Source organism: Type-D symbiont of Plautia stali (assembly GCF_001485335.1).
GTDB classification, from domain to species: Bacteria; Pseudomonadota; Gammaproteobacteria; order Enterobacterales; family Enterobacteriaceae; genus Pantoea; species Pantoea vagans_C.
In genome coordinates this window covers 19,242-36,679 of sequence record NZ_BBOC01000037.1, presented here as the reverse complement: position 1 = coordinate 36,679, position 17,438 = coordinate 19,242, and the positions used below count along the sequence as shown (strand labels likewise).

Sequence of the window (17,438 nt, the reverse complement as noted above, 5' to 3'; positions counted from 1 at the left end):
TTACCCCACTTTCGCTGGTGCGAACGAGCTGATCAGCGAACAGCCGCAGCCACATTTGTGGCCGTGGAATGCCACCGGCACGCCGTGATCCAGATACTCCGGGTTACCTTCGACAATCGTGGTGGGGCCATGACCGGGCAACGGGCAAGAGACTTTGTCGCCCTTGCGTGCGACGCCAATGCCGCCAACGATCATGGTGTCAGAGCCGGTCTGCACCGAACCGCCGTGCGTGGTTTTGTCGCCTTTACGGATAAACTGAAACATGATTTATTTCCGTTCTGAAAAAATTAAGGCGGGTAATATAAAATTTCCCGCCAGCTTAATTAATCCAAGCTACCGCCCAGATACGTGATGCGCTCTTCAGTCATTTTGGTCTGGCATAACAATGTCTCAACCTTGGGTTTCATATCGCCAACATCAGACTTTGCGAATTCAATGGTTCCGCACTTCTTCGCTTTAGATTTCACCCATTCCTGCTGTTCAGACTTAATGGATGTCCTAAGGGAGGCAGGTAATGTTTTCCACAGTGCATTCAAATCCCCATCTCTGTACTCATAGATTCTCAGTGCGTTATCTCTCTTATATTTAACGTTGGAGTCCAGGATGTTTTCACTGTTAACGGAGTGTCGGGCATTATTGTATATTGCTTCAGGTATGCTATTGAGATTCTCAATAATGATATCTTTTTTGTTATCTGCTAATTGTGCCCGATATGAGTAACGCTTCCAGACAAGATTATTGTTGAGCAAAGTGCCACTACCAGATTTCAGCACCGCGAACTGATCTGGCATTTCTTTGGACAAGGTCAGTGCAGCAGGAGAAACCTTCACCGAAACCGTTGCAGTGCATTGGATCCCATTCGATGCGTCTGACGTAGTGATGTTGCTAACCGTGACTGAAGTCGCGTTGATTTCCTGCTGCAAAACTTCTTCAGGCTTATTGTAGAAGTAAGCGCTACCGGATGAAATGTACCTTGACTGAAGGATTTCGCTCGCATTGTCTTTCAGACTCTTTTGTAATGCCTGAATAGTATCATCACGACCACACTTGAAATCATCTGATGAGCTAAAAAAACCAGCATGCGCATTCATTGACGCTAAAGAAGTTACCAGCAGGCCTAACGGGATAATTCTTTTCAGTGCATTTCCTTATGAATATATATTAAATTAAAAGCACAAAACCTTAACCTATAAATATTGTTCAACATCTCATTAAAATGAGAGATTATTGCAACCGTTAAGTATAAGGCATGAAACAAGTTTCACGTAACACACAATAATAACCCTAGGCGAAGAGGAGGTTTTACTAAAAAAATAAATTAAGATTAATCACCAATTGGGTTAGTTACATTTATTTAAAGGAATCTTTCCACTCACCGATAAAGATCGCATAAAGTCAGGGTCTTTTATCCAAAAATATTTATCAATTTTTTCGTCATAAAACCCATACCAAGTGAGAAAACCTTTCCGTTCGTTAAAATTAATATCTGCGATCTTTCTAGCGGTGCTAACATTGTTCCAATTTAATCTCATCCCTCCTGCACCAAGATCTAATGTTTTGCTGAAAAAAATATCAGCCTTATCTTCTTCAACCATTTTGGACTGTACTAAAATAACAATCTGATTATCATTGATAACCAACGGACTTTGTGAGCTATCAACTTTAATCTCAAATGCATCAAAAGAATTACAGTCATTTGACCATACTCCATCATGTTTAGTAGCTAATGCCGGATATATAAACAACAACAGAAAACACAAAAAAAACCTCATAATTAACGCTCCGAAATCTCAGTGATATAACCTTGCTCCAAATGAAGATCGCTTATTCCTGAAACCTCTCCGGATAAATACTTATCATAAAGACTCAATGCCTGATCCATCGTTTTAGCTGGCTGTCCATATCGACCTGGAGGTAAACTTGCCCATTCATAGCTGAGTTTATCTAGTGCGCCTCTTATGTTTCCTGCCATAATTTCACTTAGCGACCCTTTCCTTTTGTATTTGAAAATTAGAACACAGAACCTATCTTGTGAAATTGGACTAAAATCTTGTATATTTTCCTTCTTTCTTAACAAAGTCATAAGTCTATCATCCCAAGTATATCCCATAACCTGATAAGCACCCGCAGCTGTTGATGACAATCCGCCGCGAGTAATTAGTATCTTGGGGTGATCATCAAAACTTTTAGAATAATCTTTGATGAACGATTGCCCACCAAACAAAATTTCATACCCTTTTTCACCTATGGTTCCCTCTCCAACTCTAAGCATTCTCATGAATGCTCTTACTCTGGCTTCCTGAATTGAGAGACCCCTTTCTTTTATAGAATTTAAAAAAAGAACAGGATGCATGTGCCAGGCAGGTTTCCCTGCCTTGAAGGCCTCAACCTGACTCATCCACTCCTGCCCGGACTGCCACTGCGTGCAATACGGTATCGACAGCTTATCCAGGATTTTATAAAAACCTTTCCAGCGCGCTTCAGAAGGGCCGCCTATCCACTCGCTGTGATGCTTCACCACCAGACGGTCTACAATATCCCTGATCGCCGGGGCGCGCCGTCCCAGGCCGCGCCGGACTTCATCTGCGCTGAGATTTCCATCGCCGTTTTCGTCCAGTCGTGCCATCAGAGAACGGTAATAGTCCGTCACACGACCAGCGGTCGGGCCGTCTTTATTTTTCTCCGTAAATTCCGCTATCCGGCCAAACAGTTCGGGTATCCAGCCTTCCAGAAAACTGTCCTGCATGTCGCCGTCGTTTTCTTCCACCATCGGATGAAAGCCCTGCTTCAGCAAATCATATTGCTCAATCTCTTCCACATCGCCCTGCGGCATCCAGCCGTGGTCTGAGACTTTAAACCACCATTTATCACTGGTATCTTTAAACGGTGTGGTGCTCTCACGACTGACCAGTGAACCGCTGTTGAGAGTGATGTCCGTCGCGGTGAATACCGGCGGCGTGGCCTCGCTGCGCAGCCAGATTTTTCGGCCGCTGAGCGTTCTAATCAGCTTGCCTGCAGTGGTAAACTTACCTGGATTTGACAGAAAACCCGGCATCCGGCTGTCTGTGCTCAGTACTTCAAGATGCACAAAGCGCTCCTGCTCTGTGGAGCCACCTGCTGTGCCGGGTACTTCATTAAGCCCCATAAAGCCCACCGGCGTACCGGCTTTGACCTGCCATGCCGCGCTGCCGTCAGTGTTCACCACGCTGTTGAACGTACCCCTTGCCTTTGCCTGATGCATCCATTCCGGCATCAGGTTATGCATCTCACCGTCCCGCTCTACCAGGTCCGGGTCCAGCGTTATCCAGTATTGCTCATCGGAGGCTTTACCCTCTTTCAGCAGGCGCGACAACCCAAACGTCAGCAGCGTGGGTTTATTGTTGCGGGTGACGTAAAAGCGTCCGGTGCGCGACACGACAAAGCGGTCCCCCTCGTTCACCACTTTGCTCCTTACGGCGGCTGGTGCATTCAGCGCGGCAGAATACGCTGGCTGACTTTCACCTTCGGCCAGGCAGTGCTGACCTTTCCTGTACTTCCTCAGCGAAATGCCCGTGCGCCCATCCGAAACTTTGTAGCAGGGAGATGTCGGATAATCCTCCATTGCAGCCAGGCGCATATACAGCGTGTAGAACTCCAGCCACGACGCCTCATTTTTGGGGTCCGGCTGACACAGGGATTTCACCAGCGCAAACGAAGAGCTGTAGCGCAGCGGCTTGCTGCAGTATGGCGCGGTCTGATATACGTCGTTCAGGCGGTAGGCCACAATTGTGCCGTCAGCCATAAACTGCAGCGGCACCGGGTCACCATAGTCCTGCGCACCGTTGTTCAGCGCAGAATGCGGCTGCGTGACATCGCTGATGTGAATGCCGCCGTGCCACATACCGTTGGCACCCAGCAGCCAGCCGCCGTGCGGCTCGCTGTTAATCAGGCTCATGACTTCATCCACCGAGGTGAACTCTTTACCATCCAGGTCCCGGATGGGAAAACAGATTTTCATAGTGCGTCCTTAGCGGGAAATCAGTCCTTTGCGTGCCGTCTGTACTGGTGCGGTTTCGGTCTGCTCAAAATGCTGCTCAGTGGTGTCAAGTTTGCTGCCCGTGCCCGGGATCAGGAACTGCGCCACGTTCATGCTCATCTTCCCTTCCGAGCCGTGCTCAATACCGGCACCGCTCAGTTTCAGATACGAGCCGCCGCCGTTCAGCGTCAGCGTTTTTGGCGTGCTGATGATGATGTCGTCATCCGTGCTGGTCACCGTCAGCTGCTGTGCCGCGTTAAGACTCAGGCTGTTGTGTTGCGCCTGTACCACCACGTCGCCCTGATTGGCTATCAGCGACATCTGCTGCTTATGGGCAAACAGCCCCAGCGCCTGCTCAGCGGCCAGCGACAGGTTCTTCATCGCCCCCGCGCTCAGGTTTTTACCGGCATTAATAAAAGTATGTTGGCCGCTGGTCAGCTGCAGATGCTCCCCTGCGGTCAGGGCAATCCCCCCTGGCGCGCTGGCCAGCAGCACGGCGGACTGCAATCCCTTCAGGCGGTTGGAGATCAGATTCAACTGGGCGGTGATGTCGGTGGTCAGCGCCTGGGCAGCACCCGCCGCATTGTTCAGCGCCTTCATCTGCTCGTTGGCGGCGCTGATGTTGCTGAGTGCGGGCTCCATCGCCAGCACCTCACCCTGCCCTTTTAGCTGTTCATCTGCCGTCAGGAACAGGCCGCTGCCCGCCCGGACCGCGCCGCGTTCGTCGGTTCTGAGCTCAAAACCCTGTCCGCGCGGTTTGCGCTGTGCGTCCACGATGTGACCAAGGTTTACCTGGCTTTTGCCGTACTCCGTCGCCAGCTTGATGTGCTCCTGCTGGCGCAGGTCTTCCATCCTCAGTTTATTGTTGGCGGGCGTCCGGAGCACGTTGCGGCTGTGGTTGTCACGGGTAACGTGATCTGCGCGTTCTGAGTCATGCTGCGCGTGAGCGATGTAAGGTCGGTCCGGGTCGCCTCCGTCAAAGGCTACAGAGACTTCCGTACCAGCCAGCAGGGGAGCGTGCCAGCCATAATCCGACCCTGCGTAGGGTTTGGCCAGTCGCAGCCACAGGTAACTGTATCCGGCTTCGCGTATGTTGCGGTCAAAATCAAGCCGAACACGATAGCGCCCGGTGTTGTCGAGCCAGGCATAGGGGTCACTGCTGTCGGTATTTTCGACGCGGGCGGGCAATGTTCCCGCAATGACCGGACGGTTAACCAGCGCCGGGCGCCAGCACAGCGTCTCGCTGTAGGGTATGCCATCGAAGTGCAGGCTGAAGCTGCTGCTGCGCGAGCCCCGGCTCCGTACGCGGGTGATAACAATGCCGTCGGCAAAGCCCACCGGGAGCGCATCGCCGCTCTCCAGCACCTGCCCCGGCGTCAGCTGTGGGCTGTTGCATTTACCGGCGGCCTGCTGCTGGCCGCTGAGCAGGCGCTCGTGCCGCAGTCGGGCAAAGAATGCCCCCGAATCCGCATCGTCCGCCTGGCCTTCTGACAGAAAGGGTTCAGCGTAGTGATACACCTCCCCGGTGGTGATACCTTCCTGACCTGTGACAGACTGCGTGCTGTCCTGCGGCACCAGAGCCTCACGGTAGTTATAATCCCTTGTGGCCACCTGGGCGCTCACCACGCGACAGTGCGTGTCAATGCGCTCAATGCTCTCCAGACCGCTGTTGGTCAGGCCCGAAGCCGGGCGTATTGGCAGTCGCGCGCCATGCTGGTAGTGCTGCTGAGAATCCAGGAATACCACCACGTCCTGGCCGAGACGGTCGTCCATTTCAAAGCGCCAGAAGATGCCGACCTCTGCGAGCAGGCGCTGTACAAACTGCAGGTCCGTCTCGCGCCACTGAGTGATGAGTTCGCGCTGCGGATACTCCCGCATCAGCCGGAAGTCGAAGTCCGGTCCCTCAAACTGATGCCCGCGCAGAATCTGCTCCACCACTTCCGGCACCGACATGTTGAGGTAAATCTCGCTGCGGCGGGTGTGACGCAGCATGGCCAGACGCGGCACCAGCGTCAGTCGGTAGCGGGTTTCATCTGCAGAGGTGGACAGCCGACGAAACGACTGCACCACGCCATATACCTGACGCACCGGCACCGCAGGCGCACCGGTAAAGACCAGCATCTGAAAGGTGAAGGTGGCGGGTTTCAGCAGCAGCGTCTCAGTGGCGACGGCTGCACTGTCGCACGTCACGGTGACCACGTAGCGCCACGGCTCGCTCAGTGCCTCTTCGGCGTGGAAGCTGAGCACATCAAGCGTGTGCGGGCAGTCCTGCACGCTGACCAGATAGCGTGAGTGCCCCAGCATCTGCGCCATTTTTTTGGCGGCGGATATCAGCATTTCAGACATGGCTGACCTCCGCTGCAGGCACATCAAATTCCATCACTACGCCCTCTTCCTCATCCCAGCCCAACTGCAGGGTCTGCGGGCGCTGGCTGGCGGCGAGGTACTGCAGCAGCTGCTGACTCAGTACCGGCAGGATCTGCTGATTCAGCAGGCTGTCAACGTTGCGCGCGCCGGTGTCCGGCAGCAGGCAGGCGGCAGTCAGTGCGTCATACAGCTCGTCGGTGATTTCCGTGCGCAGTCCGTAGTGGCGGTGCAGCCGCTGGCTTACCTGCTTCAGCTTCATCTCCACGATGATGCGCATCGCTTCCTGTGCCAGCGGGCGGTAAATCACCGTCTGAAAACGCGCCAGCAGTGCGGGCTGGAAGTGGTCACGCAGGATCGGACGCAGGCACCCCTGCAGGTCGGATTCGGTGGATTCCGGTGCCTCCTCCAGTTGCTGCATCAGCGCATCGCTGCCCAGGTTCGAGGTCATCAGGATGACAGTGTTGCGGAAGTCGATTTCACGCCCTTCGCCGTCGCGCATAAAGCCGCGGTCAAACACCTGGTAGAACAGGTTAATCACGTCTCGGTGTGCCTTCTCGACCTCATCGAGCAGCACCACGCTGTACGGGCGCTTGCGCACCGCTTCGGTAAGGATGCCGCCCTGACCGTAGCCGACGTAGCCCGGCGGGGAGCCCTTCAGTTGGCTGACGGTGTGCGCTTCCTGATACTCGCTGAGGTTAATGGTAATCAGCGACTTCTCGCCGCCGTACAGCAAATCGGCCAACGCCAGCGCGGTTTCGGTTTTGCCTGTGCCACTGGTGCCGACCAGCAGGAACGCGCCCTGCGGGCCGTTTTCAGCGGTGAGACCGGTTTTCGAGGCGCGCAGGCGCTGGGCAATGGCGCTGAGGGCGGTGTCCTGCCCGACTACGCGGGTGCTAAGCTGGTTTTCCAGCGCCAGCAGCTCTGCCTGCTCATCCTTCATTAATGAGGAGAGCGGTACGCCGGTCCAGTCGGCGATGACGCCCGCCACGACGCGCGCGTCCACGTCCAGCGTCAGCAGCGGCTCGCCCTGCTGCAGACTATTCAGCGCGCTTTGCAGCTCTGTGCGGCGGGCCTGCTGCGCGCGGTCGGTGCGGCTCGCCAGCAGCGTCTGCACCAGCTCGCGCTCGGCGGCGTAGCTCAGCTCCAGCTGCTCCAGCCGCTCATCGCCTTCCGCCAGCTCGCGCGTAATGTCGCTGATACGCTTGTCGTCCACCGCACCGCCCAGCTCCGCGTCATCCAGCAGCGCACGCTTTTCGGTGTTCAGCCCGTCCAGGCGGGCGCGCAGCAGCGTGATGCTCTCCGGCACCGTATCCTGGCTCATGCGCACGCGCGCGGCGGCGGTGTCGAGCAGGTCAACTGCCTTGTCGGGCAGCTGGCGTCCGGTGAGGTAGCGACGCGACAGCGTAACAGCGGCGCGCACCGCCGCATCGGTGATGTGCACGCCGTGGTGTTCGGCGTAGCGGGATTTGAGGCCTCTGAGCATCAGGCAGGCGGTGTCGTCGTCCGGCTCGTCAACTTTCACCATCTGGAAGCGGCGCTCCAGCGCGGCGTCCTTCTCAAAGTACTGCTTGTACTCGCTCCAGGTGGTCGCGGCGATGGTGCGCAGCTCGCCGCGCGCCAGCGCCGGTTTGAGCAGGTTGGCCGCGTCCGCCCCGCCCGCCTGGTTGCCCGCACCGATGATGGTGTGCGCTTCGTCGATAAACAACAGGACCGGATGGGCGGACTGCTGTACGTCGGTGATGATGTTCTTCAGGCGCTGTTCAAACTCGCCCTTCACGCCCGCGCCCGCCTGCAACATGCCGAGGTCGAGGGTGTGCACGCTCACCGGCTTGAGGCTGTCCGGCACGTTGCCTTCGGCAATCCGCAGCGCCAGGCCTTCGACCAGCGCGGTTTTTCCCACGCCCGGCTCGCCGACCAGAATCGGGTTATTTTTGCGGCGGCGCGACAGGATATCCACCATCTGGCGGATTTCGTTGTCGCGACCAAACACCGGGTCAATGTTGCCGCTGCGCGCGTCGGCGGTGACGTCGCGGGTGAAGCGCGCCAGGGCTTCGGCGGCTGAGATTTTGGTTTCCCCCACCGTTAAAGGATGATCGAGGGCACTCACCGACATTTGCGGCTGCAAAGCATCTGAACGCTCTTCCGACTGCGCGTCGAGCATAGGTTGTAAGCGATTGAGTTGGCTCATTCGCAGGCTTAACAGCGGCCATAATCCCTCACAACGCACCAGAGACGGTTGTTCAGCCAGTGCCATCAGCAGATGCACACTGCGGATCTGTGGATTGCTGTCAGCTGCGGAGGCAATCAGCCACGCCTGTTTCAGCAAGGATTCAAGTGAGGATGAGAGCTGCGGGCGCCCGCGCACTGTCCGCGGCTGCCGGTCAAGAAATGCAAGTAAATCCTGCCAGATGGCATCCATGTCCCATTCGTAACGACGGGCAAGCACGGTAATGTCGCCTTCCCCCTTTTCCATGAGCTTCAGCAACCAGTGCTCGGGCTGGATTTCCACGTGAGCACGGGTCTGACACAGCGAAGCGGCGGCTTCCAGCGCCTGCGCGCAGTACGGGTTAAGGCGACGCAACAGTACGGCTGAATGACTGTCCATAGCAAAGTTCTCCTGGGTTGGGCACGCTACCGCCCGTCGCCGTAAACCGAGGCGCATAAGGCAGGCAGGTTTAAATGTGAAGATGACTTGTGTTTTCACCCGATATGGATGAAGGCAAAAGGCATCTGGCTTGGTACGTTTGACGGCCGCCATAAATGGCAACCCTACGGATGCGGGCGGCCCGGATGGGCCGCCCCTGCGCCCTTTACTCGGAGCGATTACGTTAAATAGTTCGTGTCGCGGCAAGGCGGCAAGTGCGCGAGTCCCTGGGAGCATAGGTAACTATGTGACCGGGGTGAACGCACGCAGCCAACGCAACAGCGGCGCGAAATATGACGCGTAATCACGCGGTGGTGCGTTCGTTCCAGGAATCGGAATGAATGATGTTGCCGTCCTTGTAGGTCCAGGTGATTTTTTCGTAACGCAGCTCCAGCTGCTCCAGATGGTTATGCTTCTCTTTAGACGGGTCTTTAACGTCGTGCATCAATGGATTAACTTTCACCACCTTCACGTTTTCCAGTTTGGTGTTGAAATACTCCACTTCCTGACCGGCATCGTTGATCTTGTACCACTTGAATTCCGCCGACTTCAGCGTTTGACCAGTGGTCACCGCTTTATAGAGATAAGGGCTGGAAGAATCGATTTCCTTGGTGAACAGGAACGGCGTATGAATGCGCGTACCAGTTAGCTTGCCAGTGTTATTGTCAGTGGGGATGTACAGGCTATGCTCCTGCGCCACCACCTCGATGCTGCCTTCGCGATCCTTCACATCCACGGAACCTTTGATGTCCGCACCGCCGTCGTCTTTCAGCCACAGATATACTGGAATTGCCATGTGTTACTCCGTTTCTAAATGTTCGTCGGCATCATCCTGTGATGCCGACAGGGTTGTATCCGGCATCCGACAGGCATCGGCCTGCGGCACCAGACTGATTTCGACGCGCCGGTTGGCCGCACGGCCAGCCGGCGTATCGTTACTTTCAAGCGGTCGATCAGCCCCGTAGCCCTGTACCGCAAAACAGCTCTCCGGCACGTCTCCGGTGTCTCTCATCCAGTCCCGGACCGCCTGCGCACGCTGAAGGGAAAGTGTTTGGTTCAACTGTGCACTACCAGTGCTGTCGGTGTGGCCACTGACAACAATCAGCCAGCCAGGACGAGCCTTAATCCCGACCAGTGAATTGACCAGCATGCGAGTTGAGCTGGCTTTCAAATCGGATTTACCGGTGTCAAACAGTGACATGCTGTCAAGACGCACGATCTTCGGTGCTGCGACAGGAGTCTGCTTGGATGGCGGTACATAGCTGTCTATCGCCTGCTGCAGGGTGAGCCACAGTCGTGGTCCTGAATAAAAGCCAAGCCCATAACGCAGTGGCTCGCCCTGACGATGCCAGCGCTCAAGTAGCAGTGCGTCCTGTTGCAGATCCGACAATGCGGCAGCTCTGACAGCCAGGCTTTCCGCCGGAATGGCGTACCAGCGCTGTAATGCCATTCCCGTGCGTTCAATCAACGCGCGGTTGTTCAGCACCGAGCAGGCGATAGCCACCAGCATGCAAAAAAGCAGGATGCCGGTGACGCGACGTGCCGTACGTCCACCCTGAACGGCAAAGGTCAGAGGGGCCAGCGCGGCAAACAACGGTTCAGTGAATGAACGCGCCGGCATGGTGTCAGGTATGGATGTGCGGTAGCGCATAACGGCGTAACGTGTCAGCCATTCGCTCCAGAGCGAATCTTGGCTTAAAGCGGCTGCTCCGAGACGTAAAGAGAGTGCCACTGGATGAATTCCAGGACTGAGGCGGTCAGGCTTCTGCAGTTCATCGAGAATGACATGGCGGGCAAATGCCGCCGCCTGGCGGATAGCGGGAATATGACCGATGTTGCCAGCCTGCCGCTGCCAGTCATCAATTGACTGCTGATTACCCTCATCGTCGGTCAGCGTTGTGATATCACCACAATTGAGAAACCACGGTGTGGTCGGACCGGAAAGCTGACACTGCACCGTGAGCGGCAACGCCGCCCCGCTTATCTCGGCCAGGCTGCCGAGTAGTTGGCGCATTGAGCGAATACCCGCTCTGAATTCACCCTCGTCGTTGATCTGATCCGGCAGACAGGTGAAAAGCACAGACAGGCGTCCAGCCTGGCCAGGCGCGTGCTGCCAGATTTGTTCAACGCTCTCGCGCAGAGACGCCAGGCTGTCGATTCTGTGCAGGCTACCCGTCGCGCTTTTACGCACCGGCTTATCGCCAAACAGCGCATCAAGTCCTTTTCCCATCACCAGCACGACCGGTCCATCAGGGAGATCGGTTAACAACGTTTCACTGGCCGACGCACTGGTGGCAAAACGTCCCCAGACTGAGCGCAATACCCCTGCAGCAACCGCCAATCCCATTAGCGTTATCAGCCATTTGAGGGGCAGCGACAGTGGCAGAAAATTCCACAGCAACCACAGCAGCGCGAATGCAGCAATAGCCACAGGCAATAGCATGGATAATGTAAAGGAACGGCGCATCAGGAGCACAACTCCGGCAACTGGGCAGAAAGAAGAGACTGAAGCCACAGATGGCCACCCCACCACACCAGCCCGGTTACGATCAACGCGACGCCAGCCCAAAACCAGGCAGAACGAAACCAGCGGAAGTGACGAAGCCGGGTTTTACTTACCACCAGCGATAATTCAGGATCCAGAGGAGAGACGCGCTCATTCAGCAAGTCCAGCGCCTGCTGGCGCAGCGCAGGATTTGCCGCCGCGGTGCCGTACACGCCCTGAAAGCCCAGCGACAGCACCCGCTGATAGCAGGTCAACACTTCCTGCCGGGGCGCAGGTTGGCGCAGGATTTCCGCTACCCGGTCCCAAAGTGCTTCACCCGCGCGTAGCGAACCAAAGAAGCGGGCCTGCAACGGCACACTGCGCCACTCAGCATGCGCAATCAGGGTGTCATCAGCATTCGCCCCTTCGCCCGCGGTACGGTTCAGAACGGTTTCGTCCAGTAACGCGCACTGCGCATAGCTGATGTGAGCAATGCTCTCTTCGTCTAAGCCCGCCTCTTTCAACGCGGTACGGACGCTTTCTACCTGCGCCACACAGTTGCGATACAGAAGTTTTCCATCCGCAATGCTGGTAGCGTGTTTCAGCATCGAAACCGTCAGCCAAGTGTCCGCCAGCAATTTGTCTATATTGATGTCGTTATTCATGAGCGCATTACCGCGAAGAGTTCCAGTTCAAGATTGCCCAGCAGTGACGGCACGTAGAACAGGCACACGCCCTGCTCCAGCATGGTGGCGGCAGCAGGACTGGACATGTCCAACGCAAAATACTGGTTCTCCATCCGTACCGACAGCGCGGCAGGCACGCGACTGATGGTGATAAACGGAATGCCGTTCAGTGCACTGCTGGATATCGCATTAACATCATCCGGTGCACCCGCTTTACACAGCTCAGGGAAGCGTTCAGCAACCTGCCAGGCCGGCACGTCGGAGCGGACTGATAGATAAAAGTCCGCGTCTTCACGCAGGCGCAGATCGTGCAGCGAGGCTTTCCACGTCTGGCTGTCGGGCCGCGACATATCCAGCGCCACCACACGTGAGGGCAAGCTGGCTTCCAGCAGCGAGGCAATCAGATCAAACAGCGGCGGGAAGGTCTGTGCAGGCGCGTCGTGCTGATAGAGCGGGATCGCCTCGATATCATGATCCAGTGAAAAGGTCATGATGCTGCCCGCAAGGCGTGCCAGTTCAGCCCAGACCTGCTCCGGATGGCGACCTGGCGCACGCTCATATTCGCTGAGCACGCGGGCGTGCGAGTTGAGCGCATTCAGCAGCCAGAACAGCGACACGTCTGCCACGGCAAAATCGGCCAGCCGTTCGTTGCTCTCACGGCGCATCGACATTAGTCGCTGGCGACGTGAACGTAGCTGGCGGTTCAGCAGCACTAACCGCTCCTGCAGCGCCGGACTTGCTGACCAGCGTGCCAGCGCCGGGATGAAGGTCGGGTCGGTCCGCCATCCGCCTTGCCCGTCCTTGATCAGGCGACAGAGCGTGCAGGTTTCCCAGGCTTCATTGCTCTCGTGAGTAAAGCGCAGCGCCAGACTGAATCGCGCCACCGCCATCGACTCCACCTCTGATGCGAAAGTATCCTGCACGCTGACCCACTCTTCACGGAATCGCTGAGGGCGCTCAGCCACTTCGCTTCCAGTACTGACGTTACCGCCACCGGGCTGCATCAGCGGCAGCGCCAGTACCACGGTCACGCTGTCAGTGCCCGCAGCTATATCGAGGTTCAAATCGCGCGGCGCCGGTGCTTGATCGGCCTGCTGCGTGTCAATCAGTGTGCCATCCGGCAACCAGGCCCTGAGCGCCTGAATGCGCACCCGGCCAGAAGCGAGCTGGGACTCGTCGAGTTCCAGCATTTCAATGCCCCACGGATGAGGTGAGGTCAGCGCTGCGAGGCCCGCATTGGTGAAGGCCTCCCAGGCGGATTGCTGCTGGAATTGTTGAGGGGACAGCAGCGCCCCCTCGTTCCACAGCGGACGATAGATTTTCATCCCTGTCTCCGCCTTACGCCTTGGCCTTCGGCATCTGCGATACCAGCGACAGGTTCACGTCCATGCCTTCCACCTGGAAGTGCGGCACTGCGAAAAGGCGCACGCGGAAGAAGCCCGGGTTATCCTCGATATCTTCGACCACTACCTTCGCGTCGCGCAGCGGGTGTGAGGCCTGCAGCTCGTCGCCCGGATCGGTCATCTCGGTCACCAGACCGCGTACCCAGGTGTTCAGTTCCAGTTCCAGCAGGCGGCGATCCTTGGTAGTGCCGATGTTTTCGCGCTGAATAAGCTTCAGGTAATGGGCGATGCGTGACAGCAGGAAAATGTACGGCAGGCGCGCGTTGATGCGGCTGTTAGCGGTCGCGTCGGCGGTGTCATACAGCGCCGGTTTCTGCGTGGAGTTGGCTGAGAAGAAGCAGGCATAGTCGCGGTTTTTGTAGTACGACAGCGGGATGAAGCCGAGGTTGGCGAACTCAAACTCACGGGTTTCCGGGATCATCACCTCAGACGGGATTTTCACCTGGTTGCCGGTACCGAGGTCGTACAGGTGGATCGGTAAGTCTTCTACCGCGCCGCCCGCCTGCGGGCCACGGATCTGCACGCACCAGCCGTTGCTGATAAAGCTCTTCACCATGTTGGCGGCGAAGGCAAACGCGGCGTTGGTCCACAGGTATTTATCGTGGTCCGGGCCTTTGACTTCCTCAACGTAGTTGAAGCTGCGCACTGGCACGGTGTCCGGGCCGTACGGCAGACGACCCAGCACGCGTGGCATGGTCAGGCCGATGTAGCGTGAGTCGTCGGTTTCGCGGAAGGACTTCCACTTGATGTATTCGGCACGGTCAAAGTAGTTGCCGATATCTTTGATGGCCGCCACCTCTTCCATCGAATCCTTCAGGAAGAACGCCGGGCCCGCCGAGCCGATAAACGGCATGTGTGCCGACGCCGCCACTTTGGAGATATTGCGTAGCAGCGCCACGTCCTGCGCGGAGGCATCAAATTCATAAGCGGAAATGACTGCGCCAATCGGCTCGCCACCCGGCGTGTCGTATTCAGCTACGTAGGTCTGCAGGTAGAGGCCGCTCTGGATGATTTCAGGTGCGTCTTCAAAGTCCTGGCGCAGGTCTTCTTTCGACACATCCAGCACTTCCAGCTTCACGTTCTGGCGGAAATCGGTTTTATCCACCAGCGACTTCAGGCCGCGCCACACCGACTCCACTTTCTGGAATTCGTCGTGATGCATCACCGCATCCAACTGGCGGCTGATCTGATAATCCAGCTCGGCGATATGGTGATCCAGCAGGGTTTTATCCAGCTTCTCCACCTTCGCACCGCTGATTTTCAGACGCGTCAGGAATACCTGCATCGCAGCGGTCACGCGCTCATCTGCGGAGGCATCCGACATCGCCTGGTTGTCCTGCCAGACGTTAAGCTCGCTCAGCGTCTTGACCGGGCTCAGGTTAATTTTTTCAAACAGGGAAGCGTACACGCCCTCTGCAGCCGGGCGCTCCAGCACGGTGGTTTCACCGGCAGTCTGGTTTTCATTCTGAACTGACATCAGCATGGTCTCTCGTATTAGTCCGTTAAAGGGGATGTTCAGCCGTTGTCGCTGGCGAGGGCAGAAAGTTCGCTACGCAGCTCATCGCTGAGCGCAGGATCTTTGAGGATGGCTTCCAGCTCTTTGCGGAAAGTCACGTTGTCGAGCAGGTTGGATTTGAGGTCGCGCAGCAGATTGCGCATCGCCAGCATCGCTTTGAGTTGGGGGATCTGGCGTGCGACCTGCTCCGGTTCGAAGTCTTTCATATTGCTGAAGGTCAGGTTAACCGCCTGCTCGCTGCCATCGCCTGCCAGGGTGTCCGGCACGGTGAGACGTACAGCGGGAGAGAAATCTGCCAGCACGCTGTCGAAGTTATTTTTGTTAACGTTGACCTTCTCGCGCTCGGAAATCACGCGATCTTCCTGGCCGTTGCTGAAATCACCGGTGACCAGCAGCTTGAGAGGCAGCTCCATTTTGCGGGCTGCACCGCCGGTGTGTACGTCAAGTTTGATATTGACGCGCGCCTTGGGGATTTCATTTTGATAAGAATTACTCATATAAACTCCTGTAAGAAAAGCGCGGAAAGCGCGCTTCAAGCACACTTTCCTTGTGTGATTCGGCGCGAATATAGCTCAGGGCGATTTGAGTTAGCAACAGGCAATGTTGATCTTTATGATCTGATTTATATAAGAAATTTCTGAGGTGTGGTTTTAAGTCGTTGAAGTTAATCTGGGATTTTGATTAGGAACACTCCGAAAATAAATTTTTTCGTTGAACACAATTACGACTTCACCTTAAGAATAATCGCAAGAAACATCCTAAATACTAATGTATTTACCAGAGAAACAGTCCCTATTAAAAATCATTCGGCAGGCGATTTTCAGGCAGAAAAAAACCCGCAGGATGCGGGTTTGAAAGGGTCAGCCATTACGCTGTAAATGGCTACTGACAAAGGCTCGACAACGCTCCGACAGCGGATCATTAAACACCTGCTGTGGCGGGCCGGACTCCTCGATTTTCCCTTGATGCAGAAACACCGCTTTGTTGGACACGTCGCGCGCAAAACCCATTTCATGGGTGACGATAATCATCGTGCGCCCCTCTTCCGCCAGGCTGCGAATAACCCGCAGCACTTCTCCCACCAACTCCGGATCGAGCGCTGATGTAGGCTCGTCAAACAGAATGGCCTTGGGCTGCTGTGCCAACGCGCGCGCAATCGCCACGCGCTGTTGCTGCCCACCCGAAAGCTGCGAAGGCCACGCGTTGCGCTTTTCATACAGCCCGACACGCTGTAATAAAGCTTCGGCTTCTTCAATTGCTTCCTTGTTGCTGCGCTTCTGCACATGAACCGGCGCTTCAATGATGTTCTGCAATACCGTTTTATGCGGCCAGAGATTAAAACTCTGGAACACAAAGCCGAGCTGCATACGCATCAACTTGATGCGGCGTTGCTGCTCACGAGACAGTTTCTCATCGGGGTTATCGATGGTCACCACCTCATCCCCGACCGCGATTTCCCCGCCCTGCGGCACTTCCAGGAAAGGAATACAGCGCAGCAGCGTGCTTTTGCCGGAACCGCTGGCACCGATAAGCGATATCACATCGCCGTCATGCGCGGTCAGGCTAATGTCATGTAGCACTTCATGCCCGCTATAACTTTTTCTGAGATGGCTCAGGGCGATAGTGGGTTTACTCATTGTCGTGCTCCAACATGATAAGGGGACAAACGGCGCTCAAGCAGCGCCACTGCTTTGCTCACCAGTACGGTCAGCAGCAGGTAAATAATAGCCGCGCTGATAAACACCTCCAGCGCGCGGAAGGTTTCCGAAACGATTGAATCCGCAATACCGGTCATCTCCATCAGGCTGATGGTACTGACCAGAGAAGTGGATTTAATCATCGAGATAATCTCATTGCTGTATGCGGGTAGCGCCTGACGCACGGCCAGCGGCAAAGTAATCCGGCGCAAAGTGGTGAAGCGCGACATGCCGCACACCTTCGCCGCCTCCAGCGACTGAACGCTGACAGCATTCAGCCCGCCACGCAGAATCTCCGAGGTGTAAGCCGCATCGTTCAGCACCAGCGCAATCAAACCGCACCAGTAAGGGTCGCGCAGCAGCGGCCATAACACGCTTTCGCGCACAGCGGGTAAGCTACCAAGTCCGTAATAAATCATGAAGATCTGGATCAGCAGCGGTGTACCGCGAAACAGCCAGACGTAGAAGCGTGCGAACACACTGCCGAATCGATTCTGTCGCAACAGATTCAGCAATAATGCCAGTATTCCTCCGCCCAGCAGCGACAAAACGGCCAGATTCAGCGTGAGCGGCAAACCACGCAGCAACGCGCTCAGCGTATGCTGTAAGAACGTGAAATCCATGG

The 17,438-nt window shown here is 56.1% G+C and carries 14 protein-coding genes; all 14 read right to left on the bottom strand.

What is annotated here, in order from left to right; genetic code table 11:
• Nucleotides 1–264, bottom strand: a complete 264-nt coding sequence (locus PSSD_RS13330; RefSeq protein ID WP_058972559.1) for a PAAR domain-containing protein — start codon at nucleotides 262–264, stop codon at nucleotides 1–3.
• Between the two features lie 59 nt (nucleotides 265–323).
• Nucleotides 324–1,091 (bottom strand): lysozyme inhibitor LprI family protein, encoded by a 768-nt coding sequence (locus PSSD_RS13325; protein WP_058972558.1) that lies wholly within the window; start codon nucleotides 1,089–1,091, stop codon nucleotides 324–326.
• Nucleotides 1,092–1,340: 249 nt separating this feature from the next.
• Complete coding sequence (locus PSSD_RS13320) at nucleotides 1,341–1,772, bottom strand: hypothetical protein (RefSeq protein ID WP_058972557.1); 432 nt, start codon at nucleotides 1,770–1,772, stop codon at nucleotides 1,341–1,343.
• Nucleotides 1,773–1,774: 2 nt separating this feature from the next.
• Nucleotides 1,775–3,997, bottom strand: coding sequence for a glycoside hydrolase family 24 protein (locus tag PSSD_RS13315; RefSeq protein WP_201023816.1), 2,223 nt, complete (start codon nucleotides 3,995–3,997; stop codon nucleotides 1,775–1,777).
• A 9-nt stretch (nucleotides 3,998–4,006) separates the two neighbouring features.
• On the bottom strand, nucleotides 4,007–6,361 hold the full coding sequence (locus PSSD_RS13310; RefSeq protein ID WP_058972556.1) for a type VI secretion system Vgr family protein: 2,355 nt from the start codon (nucleotides 6,359–6,361) through the stop codon (nucleotides 4,007–4,009).
• Nucleotides 6,354–8,987, bottom strand: a complete 2,634-nt coding sequence (tssH, locus tag PSSD_RS13305) for a type VI secretion system ATPase TssH (RefSeq protein WP_058972555.1) — start codon at nucleotides 8,985–8,987, stop codon at nucleotides 6,354–6,356. Before tssH ends, PSSD_RS13310 begins: the two co-directional genes overlap by 8 nt.
• A gap of 343 nt (nucleotides 8,988–9,330) precedes the next feature.
• The gene (hcp, locus tag PSSD_RS13300; protein WP_058972554.1) at nucleotides 9,331–9,822 is read right to left on the bottom strand and encodes a type VI secretion system effector Hcp; all 492 of its coding nucleotides are present in this window, start codon (nucleotides 9,820–9,822) and stop codon (nucleotides 9,331–9,333) included.
• Between the two features lie 3 nt (nucleotides 9,823–9,825).
• Complete coding sequence (locus PSSD_RS13295) at nucleotides 9,826–11,493, bottom strand: OmpA family protein (RefSeq protein WP_064511462.1); 1,668 nt, start codon at nucleotides 11,491–11,493, stop codon at nucleotides 9,826–9,828.
• The gene (tssL, locus tag PSSD_RS13290) at nucleotides 11,493–12,176 is read right to left on the bottom strand and encodes a type VI secretion system protein TssL, short form (RefSeq protein ID WP_058972553.1); all 684 of its coding nucleotides are present in this window, start codon (nucleotides 12,174–12,176) and stop codon (nucleotides 11,493–11,495) included. The genes PSSD_RS13295 and tssL overlap by 1 nt, the downstream gene beginning before the upstream one ends.
• Complete coding sequence (tssK, locus tag PSSD_RS13285; RefSeq protein WP_058972552.1) at nucleotides 12,173–13,522, bottom strand: type VI secretion system baseplate subunit TssK; 1,350 nt, start codon at nucleotides 13,520–13,522, stop codon at nucleotides 12,173–12,175. The genes tssL and tssK overlap by 4 nt, the downstream gene beginning before the upstream one ends.
• A 13-nt stretch (nucleotides 13,523–13,535) precedes the next feature.
• Nucleotides 13,536–15,083, bottom strand: coding sequence for a type VI secretion system contractile sheath large subunit (tssC, locus tag PSSD_RS13280; protein WP_058972551.1), 1,548 nt, complete (start codon nucleotides 15,081–15,083; stop codon nucleotides 13,536–13,538).
• A gap of 32 nt (nucleotides 15,084–15,115) precedes the next feature.
• Complete coding sequence (tssB, locus tag PSSD_RS13275) at nucleotides 15,116–15,613, bottom strand: type VI secretion system contractile sheath small subunit (RefSeq protein ID WP_058972550.1); 498 nt, start codon at nucleotides 15,611–15,613, stop codon at nucleotides 15,116–15,118.
• Between the two features lie 363 nt (nucleotides 15,614–15,976).
• Nucleotides 15,977–16,753 (bottom strand): ABC transporter ATP-binding protein, encoded by a 777-nt coding sequence (locus PSSD_RS13270; RefSeq protein ID WP_058972549.1) that lies wholly within the window; start codon nucleotides 16,751–16,753, stop codon nucleotides 15,977–15,979.
• Nucleotides 16,750–17,436: an ABC transporter permease gene (locus PSSD_RS13265; RefSeq protein ID WP_039330279.1), complete on the bottom strand. Its 687-nt coding sequence runs from the start codon at nucleotides 17,434–17,436 to the stop codon at nucleotides 16,750–16,752. Before PSSD_RS13265 ends, PSSD_RS13270 begins: the two co-directional genes overlap by 4 nt.
• Nucleotides 17,437–17,438 lie beyond the last annotated feature (2 nt).